The organism is Gemmiger sp. (assembly GCF_036306485.1).
Taxonomy (GTDB): Bacteria; Bacillota; Clostridia; order Oscillospirales; family Ruminococcaceae; genus Gemmiger.
The window spans coordinates 1-23,516 of the sequence record NZ_JAXJZK010000010.1; the positions used below are offsets into that span (position 1 = coordinate 1).

Genomic DNA, 23,516 nt, shown 5'->3' on the forward strand with positions numbered 1-23,516 from the left:
GGCGCGGGGGACATCTTCGGCGGCAGTGCGATGAGCCAGTTCCTGCGGCTCGGCAAGGCGCCCGAGGCGCTCAGCGTCGAGGAGATGCGGGCGGTGACGCGGTTTGCCTGCTGCGCGGCGAGCCTCTCGACCCAGACGCACGGCGGCATCAACAGCGTCGTGCCGGAGGATGAGGTCCGCGCGATTCTTTAATTACGGAACAGAACAACCGCCCCCGGGACATCAGTCCGGGGGCGGTTTTGCGGTGATCGGGACTCTCAGCGCAGGCGGTCCTCCTCGGTGCAGTAAAAGGCGGTCCAACGGCCCTGATAGACGCGGCAGGGCAGGGTCGGATGGGGTTCGCTGGGCAGCCGGCCCGCCTGCAGGGCCTCGGCGTCCTCGAGGTTGCGGCCGATCCAGACCGGGTCGATGGGGCAGTCGTGGTGGCAGGGCAGGACGGTGTCAAACTCGCCGGCCATCGTCAGCAGCCGGCGCTGGCTCTCGAGGTACAGCGAGACGCTGCGGTGCTTGCCGAAGAGGTAGATCGGCCCTTCCTTCTGCACCGAATCCCCGGCAAACAGCAGCCGCCGGCTGCGGTCCGCAAAGGCCACGCTGCCGTAGGTGTGGCCGGGAATCTCCACCGTTTCCAGCCGGAAACCGCCGCAGCAGAAGGTGTCGCCCTCCCGCAGCGGATGCAGCCGCACCGGGGCCTGGACCAGCGGCCAGTCCTTCTCGTTCAGCCAGGCCTCCTCAAAGTCCGCCAGACCGCCGGCATGGTCGGGGTCGCCGTGGGTCAGCAGAACGGTCAGCGGCGCGTCGGTCACGGCGCGCACCGCCGGCAGCAGATGGCTGTCCGCAAAGCCGGTGTCGAGCAGCAGGGCCCGGTCCTCGCCGGTGATGAGGAACTGACGGACCCGGCCGTCGTCCAGCAGATACAGATGATCCTGAATCTTTTGTGTCATACATACCTTCCTTTCTTAGGAACTGGTTTTTTCGGTTTTTGGAAAAGTTGCCCGCCGGGGCGCGGCTGCGGTATACTGGTAGGCGGGGGCGTCAGGCCGGGCCGCTGTGGGGCAGGCCGTACATCCGGGCGTATTCCCGCACGATGGTGCTGCATACAAAGGAAATCTGGTGGGGATGCCGCCGCTGCTCAAAGTCCGTGTCAAAGCGGATCACCGTGTCCACGCCGGGCGGCGGCGGGGCCGCAGAGCCGGTGATCAGGCAGACCCGCGGCGCCGCCAGCAGCCGGCCGATGTCCTGCTGCGGCAGATAGTCAAAAAAGATGCCGCGGTAGCTCAGCAGAATCACCAGATCCTCCGGCCCGGCGCGGCGAATCCACTCGAGCTGCCGCACATGGGGCACGACGGTGAAGAGGTTGCGCCCCAGCGCGGCCATCTCGTTCTGCATGACGAGGGCGGCGGTCTCGGATTTGAGCATCCCGAACACTCCCACCCGGTCGCGGTCGTGGATGTCCCGGCAGAGGCTGCGGATCGGCTCTTCGGGCAGCGAGCGGACCACCAGGTCCAGGCTGTGCAGGATGTCGTCCCGGTGGGCGGCCATCCGCTCGGCGAAGGAGCCTTCGGGGTCGGCGCTGACCTGGAACCGCACATCGGCCACGAGTTCGCGCAGCTCAAAGAAATCCCGCAGCCCGATGCGGCGGCAGAACCGCGAGATGGACGCATTGCCCACATGGCAGGCCTGCTCGATGTTCTTCATGCTGATCGCCCCGGCGTCCCCGAGATGGTCCATGATGTACTGCGCAATGCGCTGGTCCAGCGAGTCGGGCGGTTCGCTGGCAACGGTGCCCAGCAGCACCGCGAGGAGTTTTCCGTACTGCAAATGCCCATCCCCTTCAAAAGGTAATTCCTGATTGGATTATACACGCAGCGGCCCCGCCCTGACAAGGGCCGCATCCCCGGGAGGAAGGAAGTTATGAAGGAACCAACCCAGAACGAACTGTTTGAACGTCTGCCGGTGCCGGTGGCACTGCGCCGCATGATCGTGCCGGCCGCAGTCAGCCAGATCATCGTGCTGATCTACAACATGGCCGACACCTTTTACATCGGCCGCACCGGCAACCCCTACATGCTGGCCGGTGCGTCGCTGATTCTGCCGGTCTTCAATATGCTGCTCTGCCTGTCGTCGCTGGCGGGCATCGGCGGCGGAACGCTGATCTCCCGCCTGCTGGGCGGCGGCAGCGAACAGGAGGCGCGCCGGGTCAGCGCCTTCAGCATCTGGCTGGCGGTCGCGCTGTCGCTGGCCTTCTCGCTGGGGCTGGGATGCTTCATGGGCCCGGCCCTGCGGTTCCTAGGCGCCGGCGAGACCATCTTCCTCTATGCCCGGCAGTACTCCTTCTGCGTCATCGTGCTCGGGGCGGTGCCCACCGTGCTGTCCAACGTCATGGCGCATCTCGTGCGCAGCGTCGGCCTCTCGCGGGAGGCAGGGCTCGGCATCACACTGGGCGCCGTGCTCAACATCCTGCTGGACCCCGTCTTTATGTACCTGCTGCTGCCGGACGGCCAGCAGGTCCTGGGCGTCGGCATTGCGACGCTGTTCTCCAACTGCGTGGCCTGCGGGTACTTCCTCGTCATCCTGTACCGCATCCGCCGCACCACCGTGCTGACCGCCGACCTGCGCGACGGGCTGCCCTGCCGCGCCAACATCGCGGCGGTGTTCGCGGTGGGCATCCCGTCGGCGGTGGCCAGCCTGCTGTTTGATCTGGACTATGTCGTCATCGACAAGCTGATGGTCGCCTACAGCGAGGTCGCCCTCGCGGCCATCGGCATCGTGCTCAAGGTGGAGCGGCTGCCCCTCAACGTCGGCATCGGCATCTGCCAGGGCATGGTCCCCCTCGTCGCCTACAACTGCGCTTCCGGCAACGAAAAGCGGATGAACCGGGTCATCCGGCTCTCGCTCGGCGTGGGGCTTGCCGTGGCCGCCGCCAGCATCCTGCTGTATGAGATCTTCACCCCCTGGATCATCCGGGTCTTTCTCTCCGACGCGCCGACCATCGCCCTCGCCACCGTCTTTCTGCGGGTGCGCATCCTCGCCACGCCGCTGATGTTCCTCAGCTTCTTCACGGTCTATCTCTTCCAGGGGTTCGGCAACGGGCGGATCTCGCTGCTGCTCGGCGTCGTGCGGTGGGCCGTCTTCAACATCCCGATGCTCTACCTGCTCAACGCCTGGGTCGGCATGTACGGCATCGTCTGGTCCCAGATCGCCGCCGATGTCCTGACCGTCGCGTTCTCCCTCTACATCTACCGCACCAGACGCCCGGCCTTTGCCGGACGGTAAAACCGCAAGGGGCAGCGCCGGAACCTCCCGGCGCTGCCCCTGTTTCCTCCCCGGACAGACCGCTCAGCCCTGCCGGATCTGCCGTACCAGCGTCACGGCTTCGCGGGTCATCTCCTCAATCCTGTCAAACCGGCCTTCCCGGATCAGCGCATCCTTGACCATCCAGCTGCCGCCGCAGCAGAAGATCTTGTCACAGGACAGATACTGCGCCAGATTCTTCTGGTTGATGCCGCCGGTCGGCATGATGCGCACCGAGGTGTAGGCCGCGCACATCGCCTGGATCATCGGCACGCCGCCGCCCGCCTCGGCCGGGAAAAACTTCAGCCGGGTCAGGCCGCGCTTGACGCCCTGGGCCATCTCGGACGGGGTCATGATGCCCGGGCAGACCTCAATGCCCTTGCTGAGGCAGTAGTCCACGATCTCGGGGTCAAAGCCGGGGCTCACAATGATGGAAGCCCCCGCCGCCACGGCGCGGTCCACATTCTCGGTGGTCAGCACGGTGCCCGCGGCAATGACCATCTCGGGATAGGCCTCGTGCATCCGCCGGATGGATTCCTCCGCCGCATCGGTGCGGAACGTCACCTCGGCGCAGGGCAGACCGCCCCGCACCAGCGCCCGGGCCAGCGGCAGGGCGTCGTCGGCGTTGTTCAGAACGACGACCGGCACCACGCCCAGCTCTTCAAAACGATCGGTTACCATGTTCGTTTTCCTCCTTGGCCGCGCCGCGCTCCGCCCGGCAGGCAAAGTACGCTGTGCGGTATTTTTGTACACAGCATACCAGAGGCCGACCGAAAAATCCACGCTTTTCCACAATCTGGAAATCTGCGCGCCGGTTGACAGATGCCCCCGCGCAGAGTACGCTGTAACCGGGGGCCAGCCCCCCTATAAACCAGAAAAGAGGGATTGTTATGCAGCCCGAACAACTCATTGACCGCCTGACCCAGGCCATGCTGGAATTTGACCGCGGGGACCCCAAACGCATCCAGCATTTCCTCAAGGTCCACCGCTTTGCCCAGCTCATCGCCCGGCAGGAGGGACTGGACGACCACACCCGTCTGGTGCTGGAATGTGCCGCCGTCGTCCATGACATCGGCATCCACCCGGCGGAACAGAAGTACGGCCGCTGTGACGGCAAGCTCCAGGAACAGGAGGGCCCGGCCTGTGCCCGCCCCCTGCTGGAAGCGCTCGGCCTGCCCGCGGCGGACGTGGACCGGATCTGTTACCTGGTGGGGCACCACCATACCTATGACGCGATGGACGGCGCGGACTACCAGATTCTCGTCGAGGCGGATTTTCTCGTCAATCTCTACGAGGACGGCGCCGGGCCGCAGGCGGTCCGCCATGCGCGGGACCGCATCTTCCGCACCGCCTCGGGGCGGCGGCTCTGCGATCTGCTCTACCCGGCGTGAGGACTATTGCAGCCAGTCCTCCCACGAGGCGGCAAACAGATTGTCCCGCAGACAGACAAAATAGAACGCACCGGACATCGGCGCATCGGCCAGCGTGAAGCGGGCCAGCGTGCCCTCGGCGAGTTCCCGCTCAACGACCGGAGCATACAGGAAGGACACCCCCAGCCCCTGGGCGGCCAGTGCCTTGATGGTGGCAAAGTCGCTGATCGTCGTCACCCGGCCAAAGCTGTGCAGCGTGCGGCAGCAGCGGTGCAGCGCGTCCTCCAGGATCGCCCGGGTGCCGGACCCGCTCTCCCGCACCAGCAGCCGTTCCCCCGCCAGCTCGGCGAGCGGCACCGACCGCCCCGCCAGCCGGTGATCCGGCGCACAGACGCCGAAAAAGGCTTCCTCCCGGAACAGCCGGGTGTCGTACCGGCTGCGGTCAAAAAAGCCCTCGACCAGCGCAAAGTCCAGCCGGCCGTCCTCCAGCGCGCGCAGCAGGATCTCGGTGTTGTCCACCATCAGCGACAGGTTGGCGTCGGGGTGGCTGCGCAGGAACCGCGCCGCCATCGGCGCCACCAGGTACTCCCCGATGGTCTTGGAGGCGCCCACCCGCAGCGACGGCGGGGCGGACGCCGCCAGGCTGCGGGTGATCCGGCGGCTGTTGTAGGCCATTGAGCGGGTGTATTCCCGCAGCCGCTGCCCCGCCTCGGTCAGCCGCAGCACCTTGCCCTCGTAGGAGAACAGCCGGCAGCCGTAATACTGCTCGAGGTACTGGATGTGGTGGGTCACGGCCGGCTGCGTCAGACAGAGCCGCTGCGCCGCCCGGGTGTAGTTCATCGTCTCGCACAGAACCAGAAACGTGTTCCAGCGTGGGTCCAGCATACCGCATCACCTATAATTCCAAATTATGGTTCCATTACAATTCTTCATTTTATTTTATCGCCGACAGGGAGTATAATCAAGCCCGGTTCAAAAACTATGTCGGAAAAGAGAGAGGATCGTCATGGAACATATCAAGAAAACCCTGCCCGGACTGCTGCTCTGTCTGGTGCTGGCCGTGCCCAGCTGGCTGCTGGGGCATCGCTTCCCCGTCGTGGGCGGCCCGGTGTTCGCCATTCTGGCGGGCATGATCGTCGCGCTGGTGCTGCGGGACCAGACCCTGTTCCGCCCGGGCATCGCCTTCACCTCCAAAAAGATTCTGCAGTATGCGGTCATCCTGCTGGGCTTCGGGCTCAACCTGTCCCAGATCGCCCAGGTGGGGCTGCTCTCGCTGCCCATCATCTGCACGACCATCACCATCTCGCTGGTCATCGCCTTCCTGCTGCGCCGGCGTCTGGCCATGCCCAACAACATCTCGGTGCTGATCGGCGTCGGCTCCTCGATCTGCGGCGGGTCGGCCATCGCGGCCACCGCCCCGGTCATCGGCGCCGACGATGAGGAAATCGCCCAGTCCATCTCGGTCATTTTCCTCTTCAACATCCTGGCGGCGCTCTTCTTCCCCACGCTGGGCGGCCTTCTCGGCATGAGCAACGAGGGCTTCGGCCTCTTTGCGGGCACCGCCATCAACGACACCTCCTCGGTCACGGCGGCAGCCTCCACCTGGGACACCCTGCACGGCACCGGCGGCTCGGTGCTGGCCTACGCCACCATCGTCAAGCTGACCCGCACGCTGGCCATCATCCCGATCACCCTCGTGCTGGCCTTCTGGCGCACCTGGCAGGTCAAGCGCGGCGGCAAGGTCTCCAACGGCTCCTTTGAGCTGCGCAAGATCTTCCCGTTCTTCATTCTCTTCTTCGTGCTGGCCTCGGTCATCACGACGGCCGCCACGATGGGCGGCGTCAGCCCGGACTTCTTCCAGCCCTTCAAGGAGCTGTCCAAGTTCTTCATCATCCTGGCCATGGCGGCCATCGGCCTCAACACCAACCTTGTCAAGCTGGTCAGAAACGGCGGAAAACCCATCCTGATGGGTGCCTGCTGCTGGTTCGGCATCACCTGCGCCAGCCTGCTGATGCAGCACCTCGAAGGTCTGCTCTGATCCAAAAAAAACGCCCCGCCGGGGGGACGCGGTCATGCCGGAAGCATCCGGCACCGCAGCCCTTCGGCGGGGCGTTGTGCATTACAGCGGCAGTGCGCCGCATTCCTGCCACAGCTCGGGCAGGAGGGAGGCCAGGTTGGTGAACTCCTTGATGTTGTGGGCAAACAGGCCCTTGGGAACCGCATCGGGCACCCGGACCCCCTCGGGCAGAATCCGGCGGAATTCGCCGTCCGTCAGCGCGTAGCCAATCCAGAACCGCGAGCGCAGCCGCACGCCGTCCCGGTAAGGCGCCCAGACATGGGTCATGGCGGCGGGGCAGCCCCCCTCGCCGATGGCGCAGACCAGGCCCTGGCAGACATCGCTGCCGACGGCCGCCGTGTCATACCCGAAATCGGCCGGGCTCTTGAAACAGAGCTTGAGGAACTCCGGTCCGGGGCCGACATCCTCCATGATGTAGTGGTTGACGCCCCAGGTCTTGCGGTTCATCGGCACGGCGGGGTCGCAGACATAGGCGCAGTTGTCGGCCCGGGCAAAGTAGTGGTCCTCGGGGTCCCAGATCTTGTAGCGCAGGTCGGACCCCACGCTGTGCCAGGGGAACCACCAGTCCAGCATCTCGCCGGTCACGCCGGGCATGTAGGTCTCGTTGCAGACAAAGGCGGTGCCGTCCTCGGCCACACCGTAGCCGATCTGGCAGAAATCCCCGTCCTGCCCGGTCAGAAAGAGGTTGCGCTGCGCAAACGGGACGGCCCGCACGCGGCTGGGACCGCCGGCCAGCACGGCCAGCTTTTCGGCCGGGACCTCGGCCAGCGGCCGGGTGAAAAAGTGATAGTACGGCAGCGTCGTCTCCTCACGGCTGACGCCGACTTTGCGATTCATACAGACCTCTCCTTTCGGTCAGGGGAGCGGCGCGTCACCAGACGCAGCAGCCGTCCCCGCACAATGTTGAGAAATACCCCCACATACCACACGCCGGCCAGCATCGAGACGCCGATCTGCACCGGCAGCGAGCCGATCTGCGCCAGCCCGACGGGGGAGAGCACCGTCAGCCCGATGGCCCAGCCGCACAGCCAGGCGGGGCAGAAGATCCACCGCGGCAGCGACCCCGCGATCAGCACGGCCAGACCGCCCAGCACAAAGAGCGTCACAAACAGTTCGGCGTCGGGGGCAAAGGACATCCGGTCCATCAGGACCAGCGCCAGCCACGCCCAGAAATCCCCCAGCAGGAATCCTGCCGAGATGCGCGGCGCGTCGGCGGCCTTGTCGCCGTTGGCGGCGCACAGCCCCGCACAGATCAGCGCCACCGCGCCGGTGGTCACGTTCAGATACGGCGCCGCCACGGCCCACAGCGGCGGCAGCAGCGCAATGCAGAGCGCCAGCGTCCAGGTTTCCGCTTTTCTGCTCATCGGCGGCCCCCGTTACTGGCAGTCGGCAATGTACTGGGCCATGCTCTCGCCGGCCATCCGGCCGGAGTTGACCGCAAAGCCCATCGAATTGCCGGGCAGCGTGAAGTTGTAGCTGTCGCCGTACAGCGTGTTGGCGTCCGAACCGGCGCTGTACAGCCCCTCGATCGGCAGATGGTCGGGGCTCAGCACCTCGCAGTACTTGTTGACCCGCACGCCGCCCACCGTACCGTAGGCGCCCAGATAGTATTTGCCGACCAGGTACTTGCCCTTGCCGGTGATGGGGTGCAGGTACTTCTGCGGCTTGTGGAACAGGCTGTCCACGCCGCAGCGGCACATCGCGTTGTACTCGTCCAGCGTGGCCTGCAGCTTGTCGGCGTCGATGCCGAGCTTGCCGGCCAGTTCGGGGACGGTCTCGGCCTCAAAGTAGGCCTCGTACCCCTGCTCAACGGCCAGCTTGGCCTGCCCCTCAAAATCCAGGAAGGCTTCGGCGGGATGGACAATGTCCACAATGTCGGGGCCGTTTTTCTTGTACTGTTTCAGGATGCCCTCGTCCATGATGCAGTAGCCGTAGTTGCCGGGCTGCAGGGCCAGCGCGTTGCCCGCATAGGTCGTGTTGCCCAGGTCGCCCTCGTTCATGAACCGGTCGCCCAGCTGGTTGATCATCAGGTTGGGCTGGCGCAGCACGGCGTCCAGCAGGAACCAGTTCAGGTTGTCCGGCAGCTGATAGATCGCCTCAATGTTGGCGCCGAACTTCTCGGCTCCGGCCTCCCACATCATCTTCAGGCCGTCGCCGGTGATGCCGGGAATTCGGAAGGGGAAATAATCCTTGCCGATGTGCAGGCCGAACTCCTTCTCGATCATCTCGGGGTTGTTGCCGAAGCCGCCGGTCGCCACCAGCACCGCCTTGCCCCGGACCTCGATGCCGTTGCCGTCCTTGTCCACGGCCACAGCGCCGCAGACCTTGCCGTTCTCGACAATCAGCCGGGTCGCAGGGGTCTCGAGCAGAATGTCACAGCCCAGTTCCCGGGCGCGCTGGGTCAGGATCTTGACCATCGCGCCCGCGGCCCGCGGCCCGATGACGCCGTTCTCCGGCTTGACGATGTGCCAGGTCGCTTCGGATTCCTTGAAGTAGCGGAAGGCGCCCGCAAACTCGACGCCCATCTCCTGCAGCCACTCGATGGTGTCGGCGCTCTTGTGGAAGTAGGCCTGGACCAGGTCCTCATCCACCCGGTAATGGGTGTATTCCATGTGCATCTGCAAAGCCTTCTCAACGCTGATGTTGCTGAAGGCGGCGCGCTGGATCTTGGTGTCGATGCCGAGCGGGCCCATGCCCATGTTGGCGGCACCGCCCGTCGTGCCGGACTTTTCCAGAATCACGGATTTCAGGCCGTGTTCGCCCACCGTGACGGCGGCGGCCAGGCCGGCAGGGCCGCCGGCCACAATGACAACGTCGGTTTGGATGGTTTTCATGATCTTCACCTCAACAGGTTGGGACTGCCCGGCCTCGGCGGCGGGGGCAGCGGTTTGGGCGGGCTGCGCCTTGCCCGGAACGGCAAAGACGCGCTTGCGTCGGACGGCCGGACGGCGGACTACTTCCTCGGCCGCAGGTCCGGCGGGGGCGGCGCCCTTCACGGGGACCGGCGCGTCGGGCAGCTTGGGCAGCCGGCCCGAGGTGCGCTTGATGGCCCCGGCGGTGCAGACCGACAGACACTGACCGCACCGCGTGCAGTCAAAGGTGTCAATGACGGCCACAAGGCCCGGGCCGCCCTCGATGCAGCGGGCCGGGCAGGCGTCCACGCAGGCGCCGCTGCCCCGGCAGAGCGCGGGGTCCACATAGAACTGAGTCAGCGCCAGGCAGGCGCCGGCCGCACACGCCTTGCGGCGGACATGGGCCTCGACCTCGCTCTCAAAAGCGTCCAGCGCGGTCAGCACGGGCAGCGCGGCCTCCTCGCCCAGCGTGCAGTTGCAGGAGGTGGTCATCGCCGTGCCGATCTCCCTGGCCAGCGCCAGATCGCCGGCTTTGGCGCGGCCGGCGGCCACATCCTCCAGCAGGCAGCTGAGCTGATACAGCCCCTCCCGGCAGAAGGTGCATTTGCCGCAGCTCTGGCGCCGCAGCGCGGCCAGCTGGGTCTGCGCCTCGTGCACGGGGCAGTGGGACTCGGTCAGGCGGTGCAGCACGCCGGAACGCCCGGCCACCTCCCCCAGGGACAGCCCCGCCAGCCCGGCGGCACTGTACAGCCGGTGGCCGGCCAGCACGCCGCGGCACGCCCCGACCCACTCGGTCACCGGGCGGGCCGGGTCCTCCTCGGCGGGCAGCTCGCCGTCCAGCGCCACCAGCACGCCGGGTTCGCGGCCCAGCAGCCGGTCGGCCAGCGCGGCCAGCTCGTCCAGCGCCAGCAGCCGGGCGCCCGGATAGGCCATCTTGTTGACCAGCGCGGCCCGGGTCACGGTCAGCGGCAGGTCCACGATGCCGGCGTCGGCCAGCAGTTCCTGGGTGTCAAATTCCTCCCGCACGACGAGCACCGCGTCGGCGGCGCCGGTCAGCAGGGCCGCAATCTTCAGCCCGGCCACCACCCCGGCGGGGTTGGCGTGCAGCAGGATGTTCTTCATGCCGTCGGTGTCGGCATTGTACAGGGCGCCCACCACCCGGGGTGCGCCCGCCCAGCAGCCGAACCGCGCTTCCAGCGCGGCCTTGTCCAGCCCGCGCAGCCGGTTCAGCGCTTCGGTATTGTTTTGCAGAAGGCTCATTGTGCGGCGTCCTCCTTTCCTTCCTGGATGTAATCGCTCCACAGCCGGTGCCCGGTGATGCGGAACCGCAGATCACATTGCAGGCAGCGGCCCGCTTCGCCGCAGACCTCGCTGTCGCACAGGCCCGCGCTGATCGGGGCAAAGGTGTGTTCCCGCGCCTCGGGCTCCACAAACTGTTCCGCGGCGCGCGGCAGACCGGCAAAGCCCTCGACCTTGCCGATGCGGGCATCCGGCTCCTCGACCGGGGCCAGTACCTCGCTGATGTCGCCGTCGCCGCCCAGCGCGCGGTCCATCTCGGAGGCGGCATCCCGGCCGGCGGCCACCGCCTGGATGACCGTGCGGGTGCCGTAGACCGCATCGCCGCAGGCATAGATGCCCGCCACGCTGGTGCGGCAGCTGCCCGGCTGCACGGCGATCGAGTTGCCGCGGCCCAGCTCCAGCCCCGCCTCGGGCGTGATGTCGGTGCGCTGCCCCGTCGCAAAGATCACCGTGTCGGCCCCGATGACATAGTCGGAGTTCTCCTCCTTCTCGATGATGGCGCGGCGGTTCTCGTCAAAGGTGAAGGACTTGACCCGGCAGAACCGCACGCCCTCGGCGCGGTCGGTGCCGACAATCGCCTCAAAGGTGTGGGCGGGGTGAATCCGGATGCCCTCCTCCTGAGCCTGGGCGATCTCCTCCTCGTCGGCCGTCATCTTGTCGCGGGCTTCCAGGCAGGCCAGGTCAATCTCCTCGGCGCCCAGACGGCGGGCGGTGCGGGCGCAGTCAAAGGCCACGTTGCCGCCGCCCAGCACGATGACCCGCCTGCCGATGCCGGTGGGGCGGCCCATCGCGGCGTCGCGCAGGAAATCGCTGTTGACGAGCACCCCCGGCAGATCACTGCCCGGGATGGGCAGCCGGACCCCCTTGTGGGTGCCCAGCGCCAGCAGCACGGCGTCATAGTCCTGCCGCAGACCCACAAAATCCGTCACGCGGCAGCCGGTCTCGACCTGGACGCCGGCGTCGTTCAGATACCCGGCCTCCTTCGCCACGACATCCCGCGGCAGCCGGTAGGACGGGATGCCGTAGGCCATCTGACCGCCCAGCGTCGGATAGGCCTCCTTGAGGGTCACGGCGTGGCCCTGCTTGGCCAGATAGTAGGCCGCCGTCATGCCGGCGGGACCGCCGCCCACGACGCAGACCCGCTTGCCGGTGGCGGGCAGATGCTTGCTGTTGCGCTTCCACAGCTCGTTGCTGCCGTGCTCGGCGGCATACCGCTTGATGTTGCGGATGGACACCGGCTCGTTGACCTCACCGCGGCGGCACTGGCTCTCACACGGGTGGGCGCAGACATGGCCCAGACATTCGGGGAAGGGCAGCTTCTCATGCACGACGGCCAGCGCCTCGCTGAACTTTCCCTCCTTGACGTACCGCACATACCGCGGCACCTCGGTGCGGGCCGGGCAGGTGGCCTGGCAGGGGATCAGGGTATCCTTCTTCTCGACGGGAGAATACTCCAGCAGATCCCGGATCGTGCCGGTCGGGCAGACCTCGGCGCAGGCACCGCAGAACCGGCAGCCGCTGTCCTTGAGCAGACGGTCCTGCAGGGTGCCCACATAGGTTTCCAGATCCTTCTTGTTGTACTGCAGAACGCCCACGCCGCGCAGATCGCCGCAGGCCCGCACGCACCGCCCGCACAGCACGCAGCGGTTCATATCGTGCAGAAAGAGCGGATTGCGGTCGTTCTGGGCAAAGCCCTTGACCCGGGTGTGCATCCGGGTGGCGGAAACGCCCATGTACTGGATCAGCGTCTGCAGTTCGCAGCGGCCGTACTTGGGGCAGGTCGAACAGTCCTCGGGATGGGCCGCCAGCAGCAGCTCCATCGCCAGCTTGCGCAGCGGCGCAATGCGGGGGCTGTCCGTCGTGATCTTCATGCCGTCCCGCACCGTCAGCTTGCAGGCGGGCCGGACGCCCTCCTCCCCGTCAACCTCCACAATGCACAGCCGGCAGGAACCGATGTCGGGCAGGTCGGGGTGATGGCAGAGATGCGGGATGTAGATTCCGTTTTGCAGCGCGGCTTCCAGCACGTTCAGCCCGGAGTCCACCTGCAGCGGTTTGCCGTCAATCTCAATGGCAACGCGCATCGAACATTCTCCTTTCTGATGGGATGGCAACGGACACTCAGTCAATGCCCTTGAAGGTCTTGGCGGCATAGGCGGCCTTGCGCTGCTGCACCAGCTTGACCTTCTCGGGGTCCGAGAAGAAGCCGCCCTGGGTCTGGGCGATCTCCTCCAGGTGCTTGGCGCGGCCCGCCACCGTCGTGCGGTCCTTGAGCAGGCCGTTCTTCTGGATGACGAACTTCCACTTGCCGTCGGCGGTCTGTTCCAGCGTGCCGCCCGCACCGCAGACCTGGCACTCGACGGGATAGTGCACCCCGTCCCACTGCATCTCGCCCAGCACCAGAGCGTTGCTGTGGCAGTTCGGGCACCAGCCCATGTCCTCCTCGCCCAGCCAGCCGCGCTGCTCGGCGGGGGTGGCCACCGCCTGCATGATGTGCTCGCCCAGCGTGCGGGCGCGGGCCATCAGCTTGTCGTCCAGCAGGCACTGGCCCGGCGCCGGGACCCGGGTGGCCAGCAGCATATCCACCACCTTCATGTCGGTGGTGAACATCGTGGCCTGCAGCCCTTCCAGCGCCATGGACTGCCACGCGCGGGTCGAACCGCCCACCGAGATCAGCCCCGCCACCCGGTCGCGGTGCTCGATGGCGCCGATCGTCTCCAGGAAGGAGGTCTCATAGCTCAGGCTGCGGTGCGCAAAGGTCAGGTAAGCCGAGGCGGGCATCAGGTCGTAGGTGGGAACCGAGAAGATCACTGCGTCCTGATCGAGCATCACGTCCATGATCTTCTTCTTGTCGTCCTTGCCGTCCAGCGTGCAGCCGATGTGCTTGCCCTGGGACATCGCCTTGGTGCAGGCCGTGCAGCCCGTGCAGTCCAGCAGATGGAAGTCCCGCAGATTGATCATCGTCACCTCGGCGCCCTGCGCCTCGCAGACGGTCAGCGCCTCCTTGAGCAGAATCTCACTGTTGCCGTTTTTCCGCCCGGCGGCGATGCCCATAACCTTGTATGCCATACTCAACAAACCTCTCCTTTTTTCGGTGTGAAATTGTGCGCCGCCCTCAAATGTGATACAATGGAAACAACACAAGAAGGCACAAAACGCTTTGCTATCATTTTAACAATCACGGTGCCGCGTGACTATCATCAACATTCGGGATTTTGCTGCTTATCCAACAAAACCGGCCCGGGTGTTGTTTATCTCAAAAAACGTCGGAAAACAGCGGAAAGGAAGGCGAAGGCCATGCCCCAGACGGATCTCCGGGTTGTCAAGACGCTCCGCCAGATTGACAGGGCGCTGCTGGAATGTCTGGCCGAAACCCCCTTTGAAAAAATCACGGTGGAACAGCTGTGCCGTGCCGCACTCATCAACCGTTCCACCTTCTACAAGTACTATCAGAGCAAATACGACCTGATGGAACGCTACCTCCAGCGCACGCTGGACGCCTTCCGCCGCCAGGTCAATGTGGCGTTTGTCAACGCCTCGCCGGACCGGATTCACCACCTGATCTACCAGAAAAACTTCGAGACCGTCCTGCGCTTTCTCTACAAGCACCGCGAGGAGTACATCATGCTCTGGAGCATCCCGCTGGAGCAGGGGGTGTTCGGCCGGATGGTCCAGGTCGTCCACGATGCGATCCTGGAAACGCTGCCCACCCCGCCGGAAGGCCCCACGCTGTATGCCGACCTCTATGCCCGGCTGTTTGCCTCCGACATGATGACGATGGTGCGCTGGTGGCTGCGCTACGAGGACCAGGTCACCGCCGCCGAGGTCCAGGAGCTGATGAACCGCAACATGAAGCAGGGCATGTTCCGCACCTTCCGGGAACTCATGAAATGAAAACAGGGCCGGAACCCAAAACGGGTTCCGGCCCTGTCGGCTGTCAGCGATGCGGTGCGGTCATCCGGCGCTGTTCGCGCAGGATCAGCCCCAGCGAAAGCCCCGTGGCCAGCAGATCGCTGATCGGCTGGGCAAAGAAGATGCCGTTGATGTCCAGCACCAGGGGCAGCAGATAGAGGAACGGCACGAGGAACACCACCTGCCGCAGCAGCGAGATCAGCACCGACGGCACCGGCCGGTTGATGGACTGGAAGAAGGTGGTGGCGAGCATCACAAAGCCGAGCACCGGCGTGATGCAGAAGTTGATGCGCAGCCCCGTCACACCGATGGCGAACATCTCCTCGGTGCCGCCGAAGGCCGCCAGAATCTGCCGCGGGAAGAGCAGCACCAGCACCCAGATCACGCAGGTCACCCCGACGGACAGCCCGGTGGCCAGCCAGAAGGTCTGCATGACGCGGCGCGGATGCCCCGACCCGTAGTTGTTGCCCAGAATCGGCTGGATGCCCTGGCTGATGCCGCTGGCCGGCATGATGACAAAGGTCATGATGCTGGACACCACCGCATAGACGCTGATGGCGATGTCGCCGCCGTACCGGCCCAGCTGGCTGTTGTACACGAGGCTGATGAAGGCCATCGCGATCTGGGCCACCCAGAAGGCGAACCCGCAGGAGAGGATGCGCAGGCAGAGCCGCCGTTCGGGGCGGAAGATCGGCGCCGACACCTGCACCTGGGTCCGGCCCGAAAAGACCAGGAACGCCCCGAACGCCGCCGACAGGATCTGCCCGATCACCGTCGCGGCCGCCGCACCGGCCACGCCCCAGTGAAAGACGATGATGAACAGCGCGTCCAGCAGCAGGTTGGTCACGGCGCCGATGCCGGTCACGCACATGCCCAGCACCGGCTTGCCGGACACCCGCACAAAGTCGCAGAACAGCTGGGACAGCCCCTGGAACACGCATCCGAGCGCCACGATCCGGTAGTAGGTCAGCGCAAACGGGTAGGAGGTCTCGGTCACGCCGAAGAGCTGCAGCATCGGGTCGGGCAGGAGCAGCAGAAAGACGCTCAGCAGCACCTCGAACCCGCAGACGAGGACCATCGCATTGCCGAAGGCCCGGTTCATCCGGTCGTATGCCTTCTGGCCCGAGAACAGACTGAAAAAGGTGGACCCGCCGGCGCTGCACATCAGCCCGAAGGCCATCATCATGTAGGAGAGCGGAAAGCAGACCGACAGCCCCGCCAGCGCCGAGGTGCCGACGAAATTGCCCACGAACATCCGGTCCACAATGTTGTACACCGCCGTGATGAGCAGCGACACCGCTGCCGGGATGGAAAACCGCAGAATCATCGGAAAAAGTCTGCCGTTGAGGTAATCAACGCTTGTCTGGTTCATGGAACCCCTCCTGATTGTTAGTTTCCTAAGAATTTGCCCCGAAAGAAGGCCGCCGGCCAGAGACCGGCAGCCCGCAGATTCAGGAAAGATTGGAAAGCATCCGGCGGATGACCCGGAAAAACACCGCCATATCCTCGGCGGAAATGCCCCGGGTCAGTTCCTCCTCGAGGTTCTCGATGTCGGCCATGACCTCCTGCCGGTAGCACTGGGCCTTGTCGCTGACGATGATGCGCTTTTTGCGCGCATCGCCGGGCAGGGCCTCGCGGCGGATCAGGCCGTTGCGCTCCATCGATTTCAGCAGTTCGCTGGCCGTGGACGGGCGCAGGCTGTACTCCTCCTCGATGTCCTTCTGGAAGATATCGCCGCGCTGCGCCAGCAGAAAATGCAGCACCTTGCCCTGGGACCCGCTCATGTGGTCCCGGGACGAGAAGGCGTCAATCCTGCGGCGCAGCTTGTTGGACAGCTTGCTCACATACCGGGCAGCGTGTTGATCGTGTTGCATGGGAACCTCCGATACTTAGCAGCCTAAGTATACCCCGCCCACCCCCGCCTGTCAAGGGGGGCGCGGTCACCGCAGATCCAGTGCGGCGGTGGGGCCGACAACGATGACGGCGGGGGCCTCGATGCCGGCGTCGCGGGCCGCGCGGGCGATCCGGTCCAGCGGGGCGCGCAGGGCGGCGGGGTGCGGCGCGTTGCCGCCGCTCAGTACGGCGGCGGGGGTGTCGGGGGCCATGCCGCCCGCCAGCAGGTCGTCGGCCAGGCGGGGCAGCCGTTCCAGCCCCATCAGAAAGACCAGCGTGCCCTGCAGTGACGCATAGCGGCGGTAATCGGGGGCATCGCCGGTGCCGGTGTGGGCCGTGATGATGTGGACCTCCCGGCTCAGGCCGCGGTGGGTCACCGGGATGCCGCCCTCGGCCGGAATCGCAATGGCCGACGAGATGCCGGGCACCACCTCAAACGGAATGCCCGCCTGCTGCAGGGCCAGCGCCTCCTCGCCGCCGCGGCCGAACACATAGGGGTCGCCCCCCTTGAGCCGCACCACCAGACCGCCCTGCCGGGCCAGGTCGATCAGCAGGGCGTTGATCTCCTGCTGGGCGGCGGCGTGCCGGCCGCTGCGCTTGCCCATGTAGAGCCGCCGCGCCTCGGCGGGGGCCTGGTCGAGCAGCGCCGGGTCGATCAGATCATCGTAGACGAGCGCCCGGCACTGCCGCAGCAGCCGCAGGCCCCGCACCGTGATCAGGTCGGCGCGCCCGCAGCCCGCCCCCACCAGCGCCACCCGCCCGGGACCCGGCGCGGGGGCCGGGGCATCGGGCAGGGCCAGCTCCAGCTCGAGGGCGCGGCGGTTGCGGTCGGCGCGCTCCCGGCTGTCGGGGCACTCGGTGCGCAGCCGCGCCCGGCACCGGTCCAGCCGGTCCAGCATGGCCTCGATCCCGGCGGGCAGCAAGGCGTCCAGCCGGTCGCGCAGCCAGGCCGCCGCCGTGGGGCTGGCGCCCTGGGTGGAGATCCCCGCCGACAGCTTGCCGCGCAGCAGCAGCGCCGGAAAGAAAAAGCTGCACGCCTCCGGGTCATCCACGACGTTGACGGGGATGCGCCGCTCGCGGCAGAGCGCGGCAATCCGGTGGTTGAGCGCCCGGTCGTCGGTGGCGGCCACCACAAAGCGGGGCGGGCCTTCGAGGTCGCGCTCCTCAAACGGACGGCGGCAGAACACCGGGCCCTCGAGGGCGGCCAGCTCGCCGCAGATCTGCGGCGCCACGACGGTCAGCCGCGGACCGTAGGCCAGCAGCTTCTCGGCCTTGCGCAGCGCCACCGTGCCGCCGCCGACCAGCAGCCCCGGCGCGCCGTCCAGCTCGACAAAAAACGGAAACCAGGCCATCAGCGTTCCTCCTTTCGGGGCAGGCGGCAGAAATACCGCCAGCCGTCCGGTGCGGCGGCGCGCTCCTGCCGGACGCCGAACACCGGTTCCAGCACGCCGCTCTGATAAATTTCCTCGGGGGTGCCGGTCCGGACCAGCCGCCCGTTCTGCAATACCGCCAGCCGGTCGGCGCTGCTCAGCGCCAGCGGCAGGTCGTGGAGCACCAGCACGACTGCCTTGCCCTCGTCGGCCAGGCGGCGGGCCAGCTCCATGACGCCGAGCTGGTGCGCAATGTCCAGAAAGGTCGTCGGCTCATCCATCAGGATGGTGGGGGTCTGCTGGGCAATCGCCATCGCCAGATAGATCTTCTGCCGCTGGCCGCCGCTCAGCTCGTTGACGGGCCGGTCGGCCAGATCGACGGCATCCGCGGCGGTCAGGGCCTGCTCGACCAGGCGGAAATCCTCGCGCCGGTAGCGGCGGGGAAATCCCAGATGGGGGAACCGGCCGTGCAGCACCATCCGGCGGGCCGTGATGCGCGGCGCCGTGCGGTTCTGGGACAGAAAGGCCGCCTGCAGCGCCACCTGGCGGGGCGTCAGCCGGTCGAGCGGCACCCCGTCGTAGAGCACCGTTCCGCCGGTGCAGGGGATCAGCCCCAGCGCGGCGCGCAGCAGCGTGCTCTTGCCGCTGCCGTTGGGCCCCACGAGGGCCAGCACCTGGCCGGGACGGAAATCCAGGCAGACGCCGTGCAGCACCGGGCGGCCCCGGTAGCCGGCGTCCACATCATGCAGTTCAATCATGGGTACGACCTCCTCGGTTGCAGACGAGCAGCCACAGGAAGAAGGGCCCGCCCACGATGCTCAGCACCGTGCCGACCGGCAGCTCGAAGGGGGCGGCGACCGTCCGGGCCAGCAGGTCGCAGAGGGTCAGGAACCCCGCCCCGCCGAGCGCCGAGCAGACCAGCAGCGGCCGGCTCTCCTCGCCGACGACGGCGCGCACCGCGTGGGGGACCAGCAGCCCCACAAAGCCCACCAGCCCGCAGAAGCTCACGGCCGCGCCGGCCAGCGCCGCGGCCAGGCCCAGAAAGACCAGCCGCATCGGCCGGACCGACAGGCCCAGGCTCTGGGCGGTCTCGGGGCCGAGGGCCAGAATGTCCAGCTGCCCGGCCAGCGCGACGGACGCCGCCAGCGCCGCGGCGATCAGCAGGGCCGGCAGGCCCAGCCGCGCCATCGTGACGCCGGCCAGCCCGCCCATCCGGAAATCCGCATAGCCGAGCAGCGCATCCGGCCAGATCGTCGTGACGGCGTCGATCAGCGCCGTGAAGAGGTTGGAAATCGCCACGCCGGCCAGCACAAGGGTCAGCCGGGACGCGCCGGTGCTCTCGGCAAACAGCAGCACGAGCAGCACGCCGGCCATTGCGCCGCCGAACGCCGCCACCGGCTGCAGCGAGGTCATCGGGGCCAGCGCGCAGCAGAGCGTCACGGCCAGGCCGGCGCCCGCGTTGACGCCGATGATGTGGGGCGCCGCCAGCGGGTTGGCCAGCACGGTCTGGATCAGCACGCCGGCCACCGCCAGCGCGGCCCCGGCCAGCAGGCTGCCGCAGGTGCGGGGCAGCCGGGAATACAGCACAATGCGGGCCGACACGCTGTCCGCACCGTGGCCGGTCAGGGCGTCCAGCGCCTCGGCGGGCGTGACCTCGACGGCACCCAGACAGAGGCTCAGCGCCGCAAGCACCGCCGCCAGCACCGCCAGCACCGCCACGGCGGCCGCCGGATGGTTACGAGGCCGGGTACAGAATGTCCGCCAGTTCTTCATAGGCCTGCCCCCAGCGCGCGTTCGGTTTGAGATTGTAGAGTTTCTGGTCCAGCACATAGCAGTGCCCTTCCTGGACGGCGCGCAGCGAGTTCCAGGCCGGGTTGTCCCGCAGCATCCGGTCCGCCACCTCGGCCGCCACCGACGGGTCGGCGCTCTGGTAGACGAGGAACAGGTAGTCGGGGTCCTCCTGCAGAATGACCTCAAAGCTCAGGTCCTCCAGCAGGCCGGTGTTGCTGTCCGCAATGTTGCGGCAGTCCAGCGCGGCCAGCATCTCGCCCAGGACGTTGTTCTGGCTGTTCTTGACCTTGCAGCCCGAACCCGATACCCGGATGTACAGCACCGACGGCCGGCTGCCGTCCGCCCGGGCCTTGGCGGCCTCGACCTGGTCGCGGACCTTCTCGCCGTTTTCCTCGTAGGCGTCGCGGTCGCCGGTCAGCTGGGTGCAGCGGTCCAGCATGGACAGGTATTCCTCAAAGGTGCTGACCTGGAAATAGGCCACCGGAATGCCCATCTGTTCCAGCGTGGGTTTCAGGTCCAGGTCGGCCTCGGTGTTGCAGCTGGCCAGCACGAGGTCCGGCTCGCTGGCAATCAGCGTTTCCAGGCTCACTTCCTTGGTGGCGCCCAGGTTCACCACCCCGTCAAGGGGCAGCCCGTCAAAGGAGGTCCAGGCGTCGTTGGCGGCGGCGGTCAGGGTGTCCGACCCGCCGGCCAGGCACCAGATGTCGGCAAAGCTGCCGATCAGCGCGGCCACCCGGGTGGGCGGGTCCAGCGTCACGGTGCGGCCCAGGTCGTCCACAATGGTCACCGACCCCGTGCTGCCGGCCGCCGTGCCGGTGCCGCAGCCCGCCAGCATCAGCAGGGCGGCGGCGAGAATGAACAGTCGTTTCATGGCAATTCCTTTCACACAAAAAACGGGCCGCCGGGCAAAACCGCCCGGCGGTCCGGCAGATACAGGGAACTCAGCAGGTCGCGCCGCCCACGACCTTCTTCTTCAAGGCGGCAGATTTGTCCATCGGCGCGGTCAGCAGCTTGTCCTGGACATAGTCAAAGCCCAGACGGTCGATGGTATCGGCAAAGCGCTCGCCGGTGATGCCTTCGCTGCGGAAGAACAGGATGGCGCGCTCCACCACGTCGAGAACCTCCTCCTCGGAGGTGAAGATCTTGTCCAGCGGATGGCCGTGCGCAATCCGCTTGCCCCAGCGGCCGCCGATGTAGATGCGGTAGCCGTCCTGGAACTCCTCGGTCACGCCGAACGGGCACTTGCTGCGGCAGCGTCCGCAGTGGTTGCAGGCGTCGGGGTCGATGTGCAGCACGCCGCCCTCCAGCTTGGCAACGTGGATCGGGCAGTTCTGCTCGACCTGGCACTTGGTGCAGCCGCGGCACTTGGACAGGTCCGGCATCGGGACGCGCTGGCCCACAATGCCCAGGTCGTTCAGGTCGGGCTTGACGCAGTTGTTCGGGCAGCCGCCCACCGCAATCTTGAACTTGTGCGGCAGCGTGACGTTGTGGTAGCCCAGATAGAACCGCTCGTGGATCTTCTCGCTCAGGCCGAAGGAATCCAGCAGGCCGTACTGGCAGGTCGTGCCCTTGCAGGACACCACCGGACGCACCAGCGATCCGGTGCCGCCGGTCTGCAGGCCGGCGCGGTTCAGATCCTCCATCAGGTCATCCAGCTTGGCGTAGGGAACACCCTGGATTTCCAGCGTCAGACGGGTGGTCATCGTGACCTCGCCCGAGCCGTACCGCTCGGCGGCTTCGGTGATGGCGCGCTGTTCCTGCGCCGTGATCTTGCCGTTGCGGGTGATGACGCGGACGTTGAAGACGTCGGGATACCGCTTGTCCTGCAGGCAGCCCAGACCCTTGACCCGCTTGATCTCCTCGGGGGTCAGCACCGACTTGACGGGCACCTTGACCTTGTTGAAGAAGGCGCCGCCCTCCAGCACCCGGGTGTTGGTGTAGCCGAAGGACTTCAGCCGGTTCTGCAGGAAGTAGCCGCGCTTGCCCTTGGCGCAGACCAGCAGCAGCTTGGCGTCGGGGGCCAGCCCCTCGATGGGTCCGTGGACCTGGGAGAGGTTGATCCACCGCGCGCCGGGCAGCTTGGGCTCGGGCTGGACATCCAGCACCTCGTAGCCCGCGGCCTCGCCGGCGGCGTACTGGGCCGGGGTGAAGGTCTCAAACGCGCCGGCGAGCTTGTTCTCGAGGATATAGCAGGCCTGCACAAAGGGATGGATCGCCGTCGAGAAGGGCGGCGCATAGGCAAAGTCCAGCGTGTCGAAGGTTTCCAGCCGGGCGCCCGTCGCAATGCCGGTCACCGCGATGTCCACCATCTTGTCCACCGCGCCGGCGCCGAACACCTGGATGCCCAGCAGGCGGTGGGTGGAACGGTCGGCGATCAGCTTGGTCACAAAGCTGTCCGCGCCCGGGTAGTAGTGCGCCTTGTCGTCGGTCACGCAGACCACCGACACCGGATCAAACCCGGCGTCGCGGGCCTGGGCCTCGGTCAGGCCGGTGCGGCCGCCGTTGAGGTCCTCGGCCAGACGCACAACGCCGGTGCCCAGGCAGCCGCCGTAGACGGCGTCCTCGTGGCCGGCCAGGCTGCGGGCCAGGCAGCGGCCCGTCAGGTTGGCGGTGGAGCCCATCGCGGACCACTGCGGCGCGCCGGTCAGCTGGTTGTGCACCATCGCGCAGTCGCCCACCGCATAGATGTCCGGCAGGTTGGTCTTCTGCTTCTCGTCCACCCGGATCGTGCCCTTGAAGAGGTCCAGCCCGCTGTTCTGCAAGAAACCGGTGGCCGGACGGATGCCGATGGCCAGCACGACGAGGTCGGCGGGGATGTCGCCGGTATCGGTCGCAATGCCGGTCGCACGGTCGGTGCCGTTGATGCCCTTGAGCGCGGTGCCGGTCAGGATGCGCATGCCGGCGGCGGTCAGACGGCGGCGGGCATAGTCCGCCATTTCGGGGTCAAAGATGTTGGGCATCAGCTGGGGAGCCATGTCCACGACGGTGACCGTCAGGCCCTTGGCCATCAGGTTTTCCGCCACCTCGAGGCCGATGAAGCCGCCGCCCACGACGACGGCGCGGCGGCAGTTGTTCTGCTCGATCCAGGCGCGGGTGTGGATGGCATCGTCAGGGGTGCGCATCGGGAAAACGCCGGGCAGCGCGGTGCCCGGCACATTGGGCACAAAGGGCTCGGCGCCAACGGCCAGAATCAGCTTGTCGTAGGTCTCGCCGCTCTCGGCGCCGGTCTCGGTGTCGCGCAGCGTCACGGTGTGGGCGGCGGCGTCCAGCGCCACAGCCTCCCGGCCGGTGAACACCTGCACGCCGGTCAGGCCCGCATACTTCTGCGGGGTGTTGACAATCAGGTCGTCCCGGCTCTCGATGCTGCCGCCCACATAGTAGGGCAGGCCGCAGCCGGCATAGGAGATGTCGTGGCCCTTGGTGTAGATGACCACCTCGGCGCCGGGCATCTCACGCTTGAGCTTGGCGGCCGCCTTGGTACCGGCGGCCACGCCGCCGATGACAATGATTTTCATACGAATCCTCCTGAAGATGGGTGGGGCCGGCGGCACCCCGCAGCTGCGGTCCGCGGTTCCCGCCGCCGAACGGGAACCCTTTCGGAATTCTGACTTTATGATACTGCAATGCCCGGCAAAACGCAACGGAAATCCCCCAAAAAGAGAAC

20 protein-coding genes and 1 pseudogene are annotated in these 23,516 nt (G+C 66.8%); 5 read left to right on the forward strand and 16 right to left on the reverse strand.

The features are described 5' to 3' along the window. Positions 1-192: pseudogene (locus U0L91_RS01105) on the forward strand (carbohydrate kinase family protein); the annotation flags it as partial. Between the two features lie 65 nt (positions 193-257). Here the strand turns inward: U0L91_RS01105 and U0L91_RS01110 are convergent. Both U0L91_RS01110 and U0L91_RS01115 read right to left on the reverse strand, forming a co-directional pair. Then, entirely contained in the window at positions 258-941 is a 684-nt protein-coding gene (locus tag U0L91_RS01110; RefSeq protein WP_330044143.1) for an MBL fold metallo-hydrolase, read from the reverse strand. Positions 942-1,032: 91 nt separating this feature from the next. Beyond that, positions 1,033-1,818, reverse strand: coding sequence for a MurR/RpiR family transcriptional regulator (locus U0L91_RS01115; RefSeq protein WP_330044145.1), 786 nt, complete (start codon positions 1,816-1,818; stop codon positions 1,033-1,035). Between the two features lie 93 nt (positions 1,819-1,911). On the opposite strand from U0L91_RS01115, the gene U0L91_RS01120 reads away from it, so the two are divergent. Continuing rightward, a complete protein-coding gene (locus U0L91_RS01120; RefSeq protein ID WP_330044146.1) occupies positions 1,912-3,273 on the forward strand; it encodes an MATE family efflux transporter in 1,362 nt (453 codons plus the stop codon). A gap of 63 nt (positions 3,274-3,336) precedes the next feature. On the opposite strand, the gene U0L91_RS01125 is transcribed toward U0L91_RS01120, so the two are convergent. Beyond that, positions 3,337-3,972: a bifunctional 4-hydroxy-2-oxoglutarate aldolase/2-dehydro-3-deoxy-phosphogluconate aldolase gene (locus U0L91_RS01125; RefSeq protein ID WP_330044148.1), complete on the reverse strand. Its 636-nt coding sequence runs from the start codon at positions 3,970-3,972 to the stop codon at positions 3,337-3,339. A 209-nt stretch (positions 3,973-4,181) separates the two neighbouring features. Between U0L91_RS01125 and U0L91_RS01130 the strand changes: the two genes are divergently transcribed. After that, entirely contained in the window at positions 4,182-4,682 is a 501-nt protein-coding gene (locus U0L91_RS01130) for an HD domain-containing protein (protein WP_330044150.1), read from the forward strand. A gap of 3 nt (positions 4,683-4,685) precedes the next feature. Here the strand turns inward: U0L91_RS01130 and U0L91_RS01135 are convergent, their stop codons facing one another. Continuing rightward, a complete protein-coding gene (locus U0L91_RS01135) occupies positions 4,686-5,546 on the reverse strand; it encodes a LysR family transcriptional regulator (RefSeq protein WP_330044152.1) in 861 nt (286 codons plus the stop codon). Between the two features lie 121 nt (positions 5,547-5,667). Here U0L91_RS01135 and U0L91_RS01140 point away from each other — a divergent pair, with 121 nt between their 5' ends. Beyond that, a complete protein-coding gene (locus tag U0L91_RS01140; RefSeq protein WP_330044154.1) occupies positions 5,668-6,699 on the forward strand; it encodes a YeiH family protein in 1,032 nt (343 codons plus the stop codon). 81 nt (positions 6,700-6,780) lie between these two features. On the opposite strand, the gene U0L91_RS01145 is transcribed toward U0L91_RS01140, so the two are convergent. Genes U0L91_RS01145 through U0L91_RS01165 form a run of 5 tightly spaced genes read right to left on the reverse strand, consistent with a single transcriptional unit; the run spans position 6,781 to position 13,955 of the window. Continuing rightward, positions 6,781-7,575: a DAPG hydrolase family protein gene (locus tag U0L91_RS01145; protein WP_330044156.1), complete on the reverse strand. Its 795-nt coding sequence runs from the start codon at positions 7,573-7,575 to the stop codon at positions 6,781-6,783. Beyond that, the gene (locus tag U0L91_RS01150; RefSeq protein ID WP_330044157.1) at positions 7,572-8,102 is read right to left on the reverse strand and encodes a DUF1097 domain-containing protein; all 531 of its coding nucleotides are present in this window, start codon (positions 8,100-8,102) and stop codon (positions 7,572-7,574) included. Before U0L91_RS01150 ends, U0L91_RS01145 begins: the two co-directional genes overlap by 4 nt. A gap of 12 nt (positions 8,103-8,114) precedes the next feature. Further along, complete coding sequence (locus tag U0L91_RS01155) at positions 8,115-10,850, reverse strand: FAD-dependent oxidoreductase (RefSeq protein ID WP_330044159.1); 2,736 nt, start codon at positions 10,848-10,850, stop codon at positions 8,115-8,117. Next, entirely contained in the window at positions 10,847-12,970 is a 2,124-nt protein-coding gene (locus U0L91_RS01160; protein ID WP_330044161.1) for an FAD-dependent oxidoreductase, read from the reverse strand. Before U0L91_RS01160 ends, U0L91_RS01155 begins: the two co-directional genes overlap by 4 nt. Before the next feature lie 37 nt (positions 12,971-13,007). Further along, the gene (locus tag U0L91_RS01165; protein ID WP_330044163.1) at positions 13,008-13,955 is read right to left on the reverse strand and encodes a flavodoxin family protein; all 948 of its coding nucleotides are present in this window, start codon (positions 13,953-13,955) and stop codon (positions 13,008-13,010) included. 228 nt (positions 13,956-14,183) lie between these two features. Here U0L91_RS01165 and U0L91_RS01170 point away from each other — a divergent pair, with 228 nt between their 5' ends. Continuing rightward, the gene (locus U0L91_RS01170) at positions 14,184-14,780 is read left to right on the forward strand and encodes a TetR/AcrR family transcriptional regulator (protein ID WP_330044165.1); all 597 of its coding nucleotides are present in this window, start codon (positions 14,184-14,186) and stop codon (positions 14,778-14,780) included. A 43-nt stretch (positions 14,781-14,823) separates the two neighbouring features. Here the strand turns inward: U0L91_RS01170 and U0L91_RS01175 are convergent, their stop codons facing one another. The 7 genes from U0L91_RS01175 to U0L91_RS01205 all read right to left on the reverse strand — a co-directional run bounded on the left by U0L91_RS01175 (position 14,824) and on the right by U0L91_RS01205 (position 23,367). After that, complete coding sequence (locus tag U0L91_RS01175) at positions 14,824-16,170, reverse strand: MATE family efflux transporter (protein ID WP_330044167.1); 1,347 nt, start codon at positions 16,168-16,170, stop codon at positions 14,824-14,826. A 79-nt stretch (positions 16,171-16,249) separates the two neighbouring features. After that, complete coding sequence (locus U0L91_RS01180; protein ID WP_330044169.1) at positions 16,250-16,672, reverse strand: MarR family winged helix-turn-helix transcriptional regulator; 423 nt, start codon at positions 16,670-16,672, stop codon at positions 16,250-16,252. 66 nt (positions 16,673-16,738) lie between these two features. After that, positions 16,739-18,043 carry a uroporphyrinogen-III C-methyltransferase gene (gene cobA / locus U0L91_RS01185; protein WP_330044171.1) on the reverse strand — a complete coding sequence of 435 codons (1,305 nt, stop codon included), beginning with the start codon at positions 18,041-18,043 and terminating at the stop codon, positions 16,739-16,741. Continuing rightward, a complete protein-coding gene (locus U0L91_RS01190; RefSeq protein WP_330044172.1) occupies positions 18,043-18,819 on the reverse strand; it encodes an ABC transporter ATP-binding protein in 777 nt (258 codons plus the stop codon). Before U0L91_RS01190 ends, cobA begins: the two co-directional genes overlap by 1 nt. Next, positions 18,812-19,834 (reverse strand): FecCD family ABC transporter permease, encoded by a 1,023-nt coding sequence (locus U0L91_RS01195; RefSeq protein WP_330044174.1) that lies wholly within the window; start codon positions 19,832-19,834, stop codon positions 18,812-18,814. The genes U0L91_RS01190 and U0L91_RS01195 overlap by 8 nt, the downstream gene beginning before the upstream one ends. Next, complete coding sequence (locus U0L91_RS01200) at positions 19,797-20,723, reverse strand: ABC transporter substrate-binding protein (RefSeq protein ID WP_330044176.1); 927 nt, start codon at positions 20,721-20,723, stop codon at positions 19,797-19,799. The genes U0L91_RS01195 and U0L91_RS01200 overlap by 38 nt, the downstream gene beginning before the upstream one ends. Positions 20,724-20,793: 70 nt before the next feature. Next, positions 20,794-23,367 (reverse strand): FAD-dependent oxidoreductase, encoded by a 2,574-nt coding sequence (locus U0L91_RS01205; RefSeq protein WP_330044178.1) that lies wholly within the window; start codon positions 23,365-23,367, stop codon positions 20,794-20,796. Positions 23,368-23,516: the final 149 nt, after the last annotated feature.

Coding starts and splice junctions, on each gene's coding strand:
- U0L91_RS01160 (WP_330044161.1), bottom strand. CDS start 12,970: ATGCGCGTTGCCATTGAGATTGACGGCAAACCGCTGCAGGTGGACTCC.
- U0L91_RS01190 (WP_330044172.1), bottom strand. CDS start 18,819: ATGATTGAACTGCATGATGTGGACGCCGGCTACCGGGGCCGCCCGGTG.
- U0L91_RS01165 (WP_330044163.1), bottom strand. CDS start 13,955: ATGGCATACAAGGTTATGGGCATCGCCGCCGGGCGGAAAAACGGCAAC.
- U0L91_RS01145 (WP_330044156.1), bottom strand. CDS start 7,575: ATGAATCGCAAAGTCGGCGTCAGCCGTGAGGAGACGACGCTGCCGTAC.
- U0L91_RS01125 (WP_330044148.1), bottom strand. CDS start 3,972: ATGGTAACCGATCGTTTTGAAGAGCTGGGCGTGGTGCCGGTCGTCGTT.
- cobA (WP_330044171.1), bottom strand. CDS start 18,043: ATGGCCTGGTTTCCGTTTTTTGTCGAGCTGGACGGCGCGCCGGGGCTG.
- U0L91_RS01170 (WP_330044165.1), top strand. CDS start 14,184: ATGCCCCAGACGGATCTCCGGGTTGTCAAGACGCTCCGCCAGATTGAC.
- U0L91_RS01150 (WP_330044157.1), bottom strand. CDS start 8,102: ATGAGCAGAAAAGCGGAAACCTGGACGCTGGCGCTCTGCATTGCGCTG.
- U0L91_RS01120 (WP_330044146.1), top strand. CDS start 1,912: ATGAAGGAACCAACCCAGAACGAACTGTTTGAACGTCTGCCGGTGCCG.
- U0L91_RS01175 (WP_330044167.1), bottom strand. CDS start 16,170: ATGAACCAGACAAGCGTTGATTACCTCAACGGCAGACTTTTTCCGATG.
- U0L91_RS01140 (WP_330044154.1), top strand. CDS start 5,668: ATGGAACATATCAAGAAAACCCTGCCCGGACTGCTGCTCTGTCTGGTG.
- U0L91_RS01200 (WP_330044176.1), bottom strand. CDS start 20,723: ATGAAACGACTGTTCATTCTCGCCGCCGCCCTGCTGATGCTGGCGGGC.
- U0L91_RS01110 (WP_330044143.1), bottom strand. CDS start 941: ATGACACAAAAGATTCAGGATCATCTGTATCTGCTGGACGACGGCCGG.
- U0L91_RS01195 (WP_330044174.1), bottom strand. CDS start 19,834: ATGAAGAACTGGCGGACATTCTGTACCCGGCCTCGTAACCATCCGGCG.
- U0L91_RS01135 (WP_330044152.1), bottom strand. CDS start 5,546: ATGCTGGACCCACGCTGGAACACGTTTCTGGTTCTGTGCGAGACGATG.
- U0L91_RS01205 (WP_330044178.1), bottom strand. CDS start 23,367: ATGAAAATCATTGTCATCGGCGGCGTGGCCGCCGGTACCAAGGCGGCC.
- U0L91_RS01155 (WP_330044159.1), bottom strand. CDS start 10,850: ATGAGCCTTCTGCAAAACAATACCGAAGCGCTGAACCGGCTGCGCGGG.
- U0L91_RS01180 (WP_330044169.1), bottom strand. CDS start 16,672: ATGCAACACGATCAACACGCTGCCCGGTATGTGAGCAAGCTGTCCAAC.
- U0L91_RS01130 (WP_330044150.1), top strand. CDS start 4,182: ATGCAGCCCGAACAACTCATTGACCGCCTGACCCAGGCCATGCTGGAA.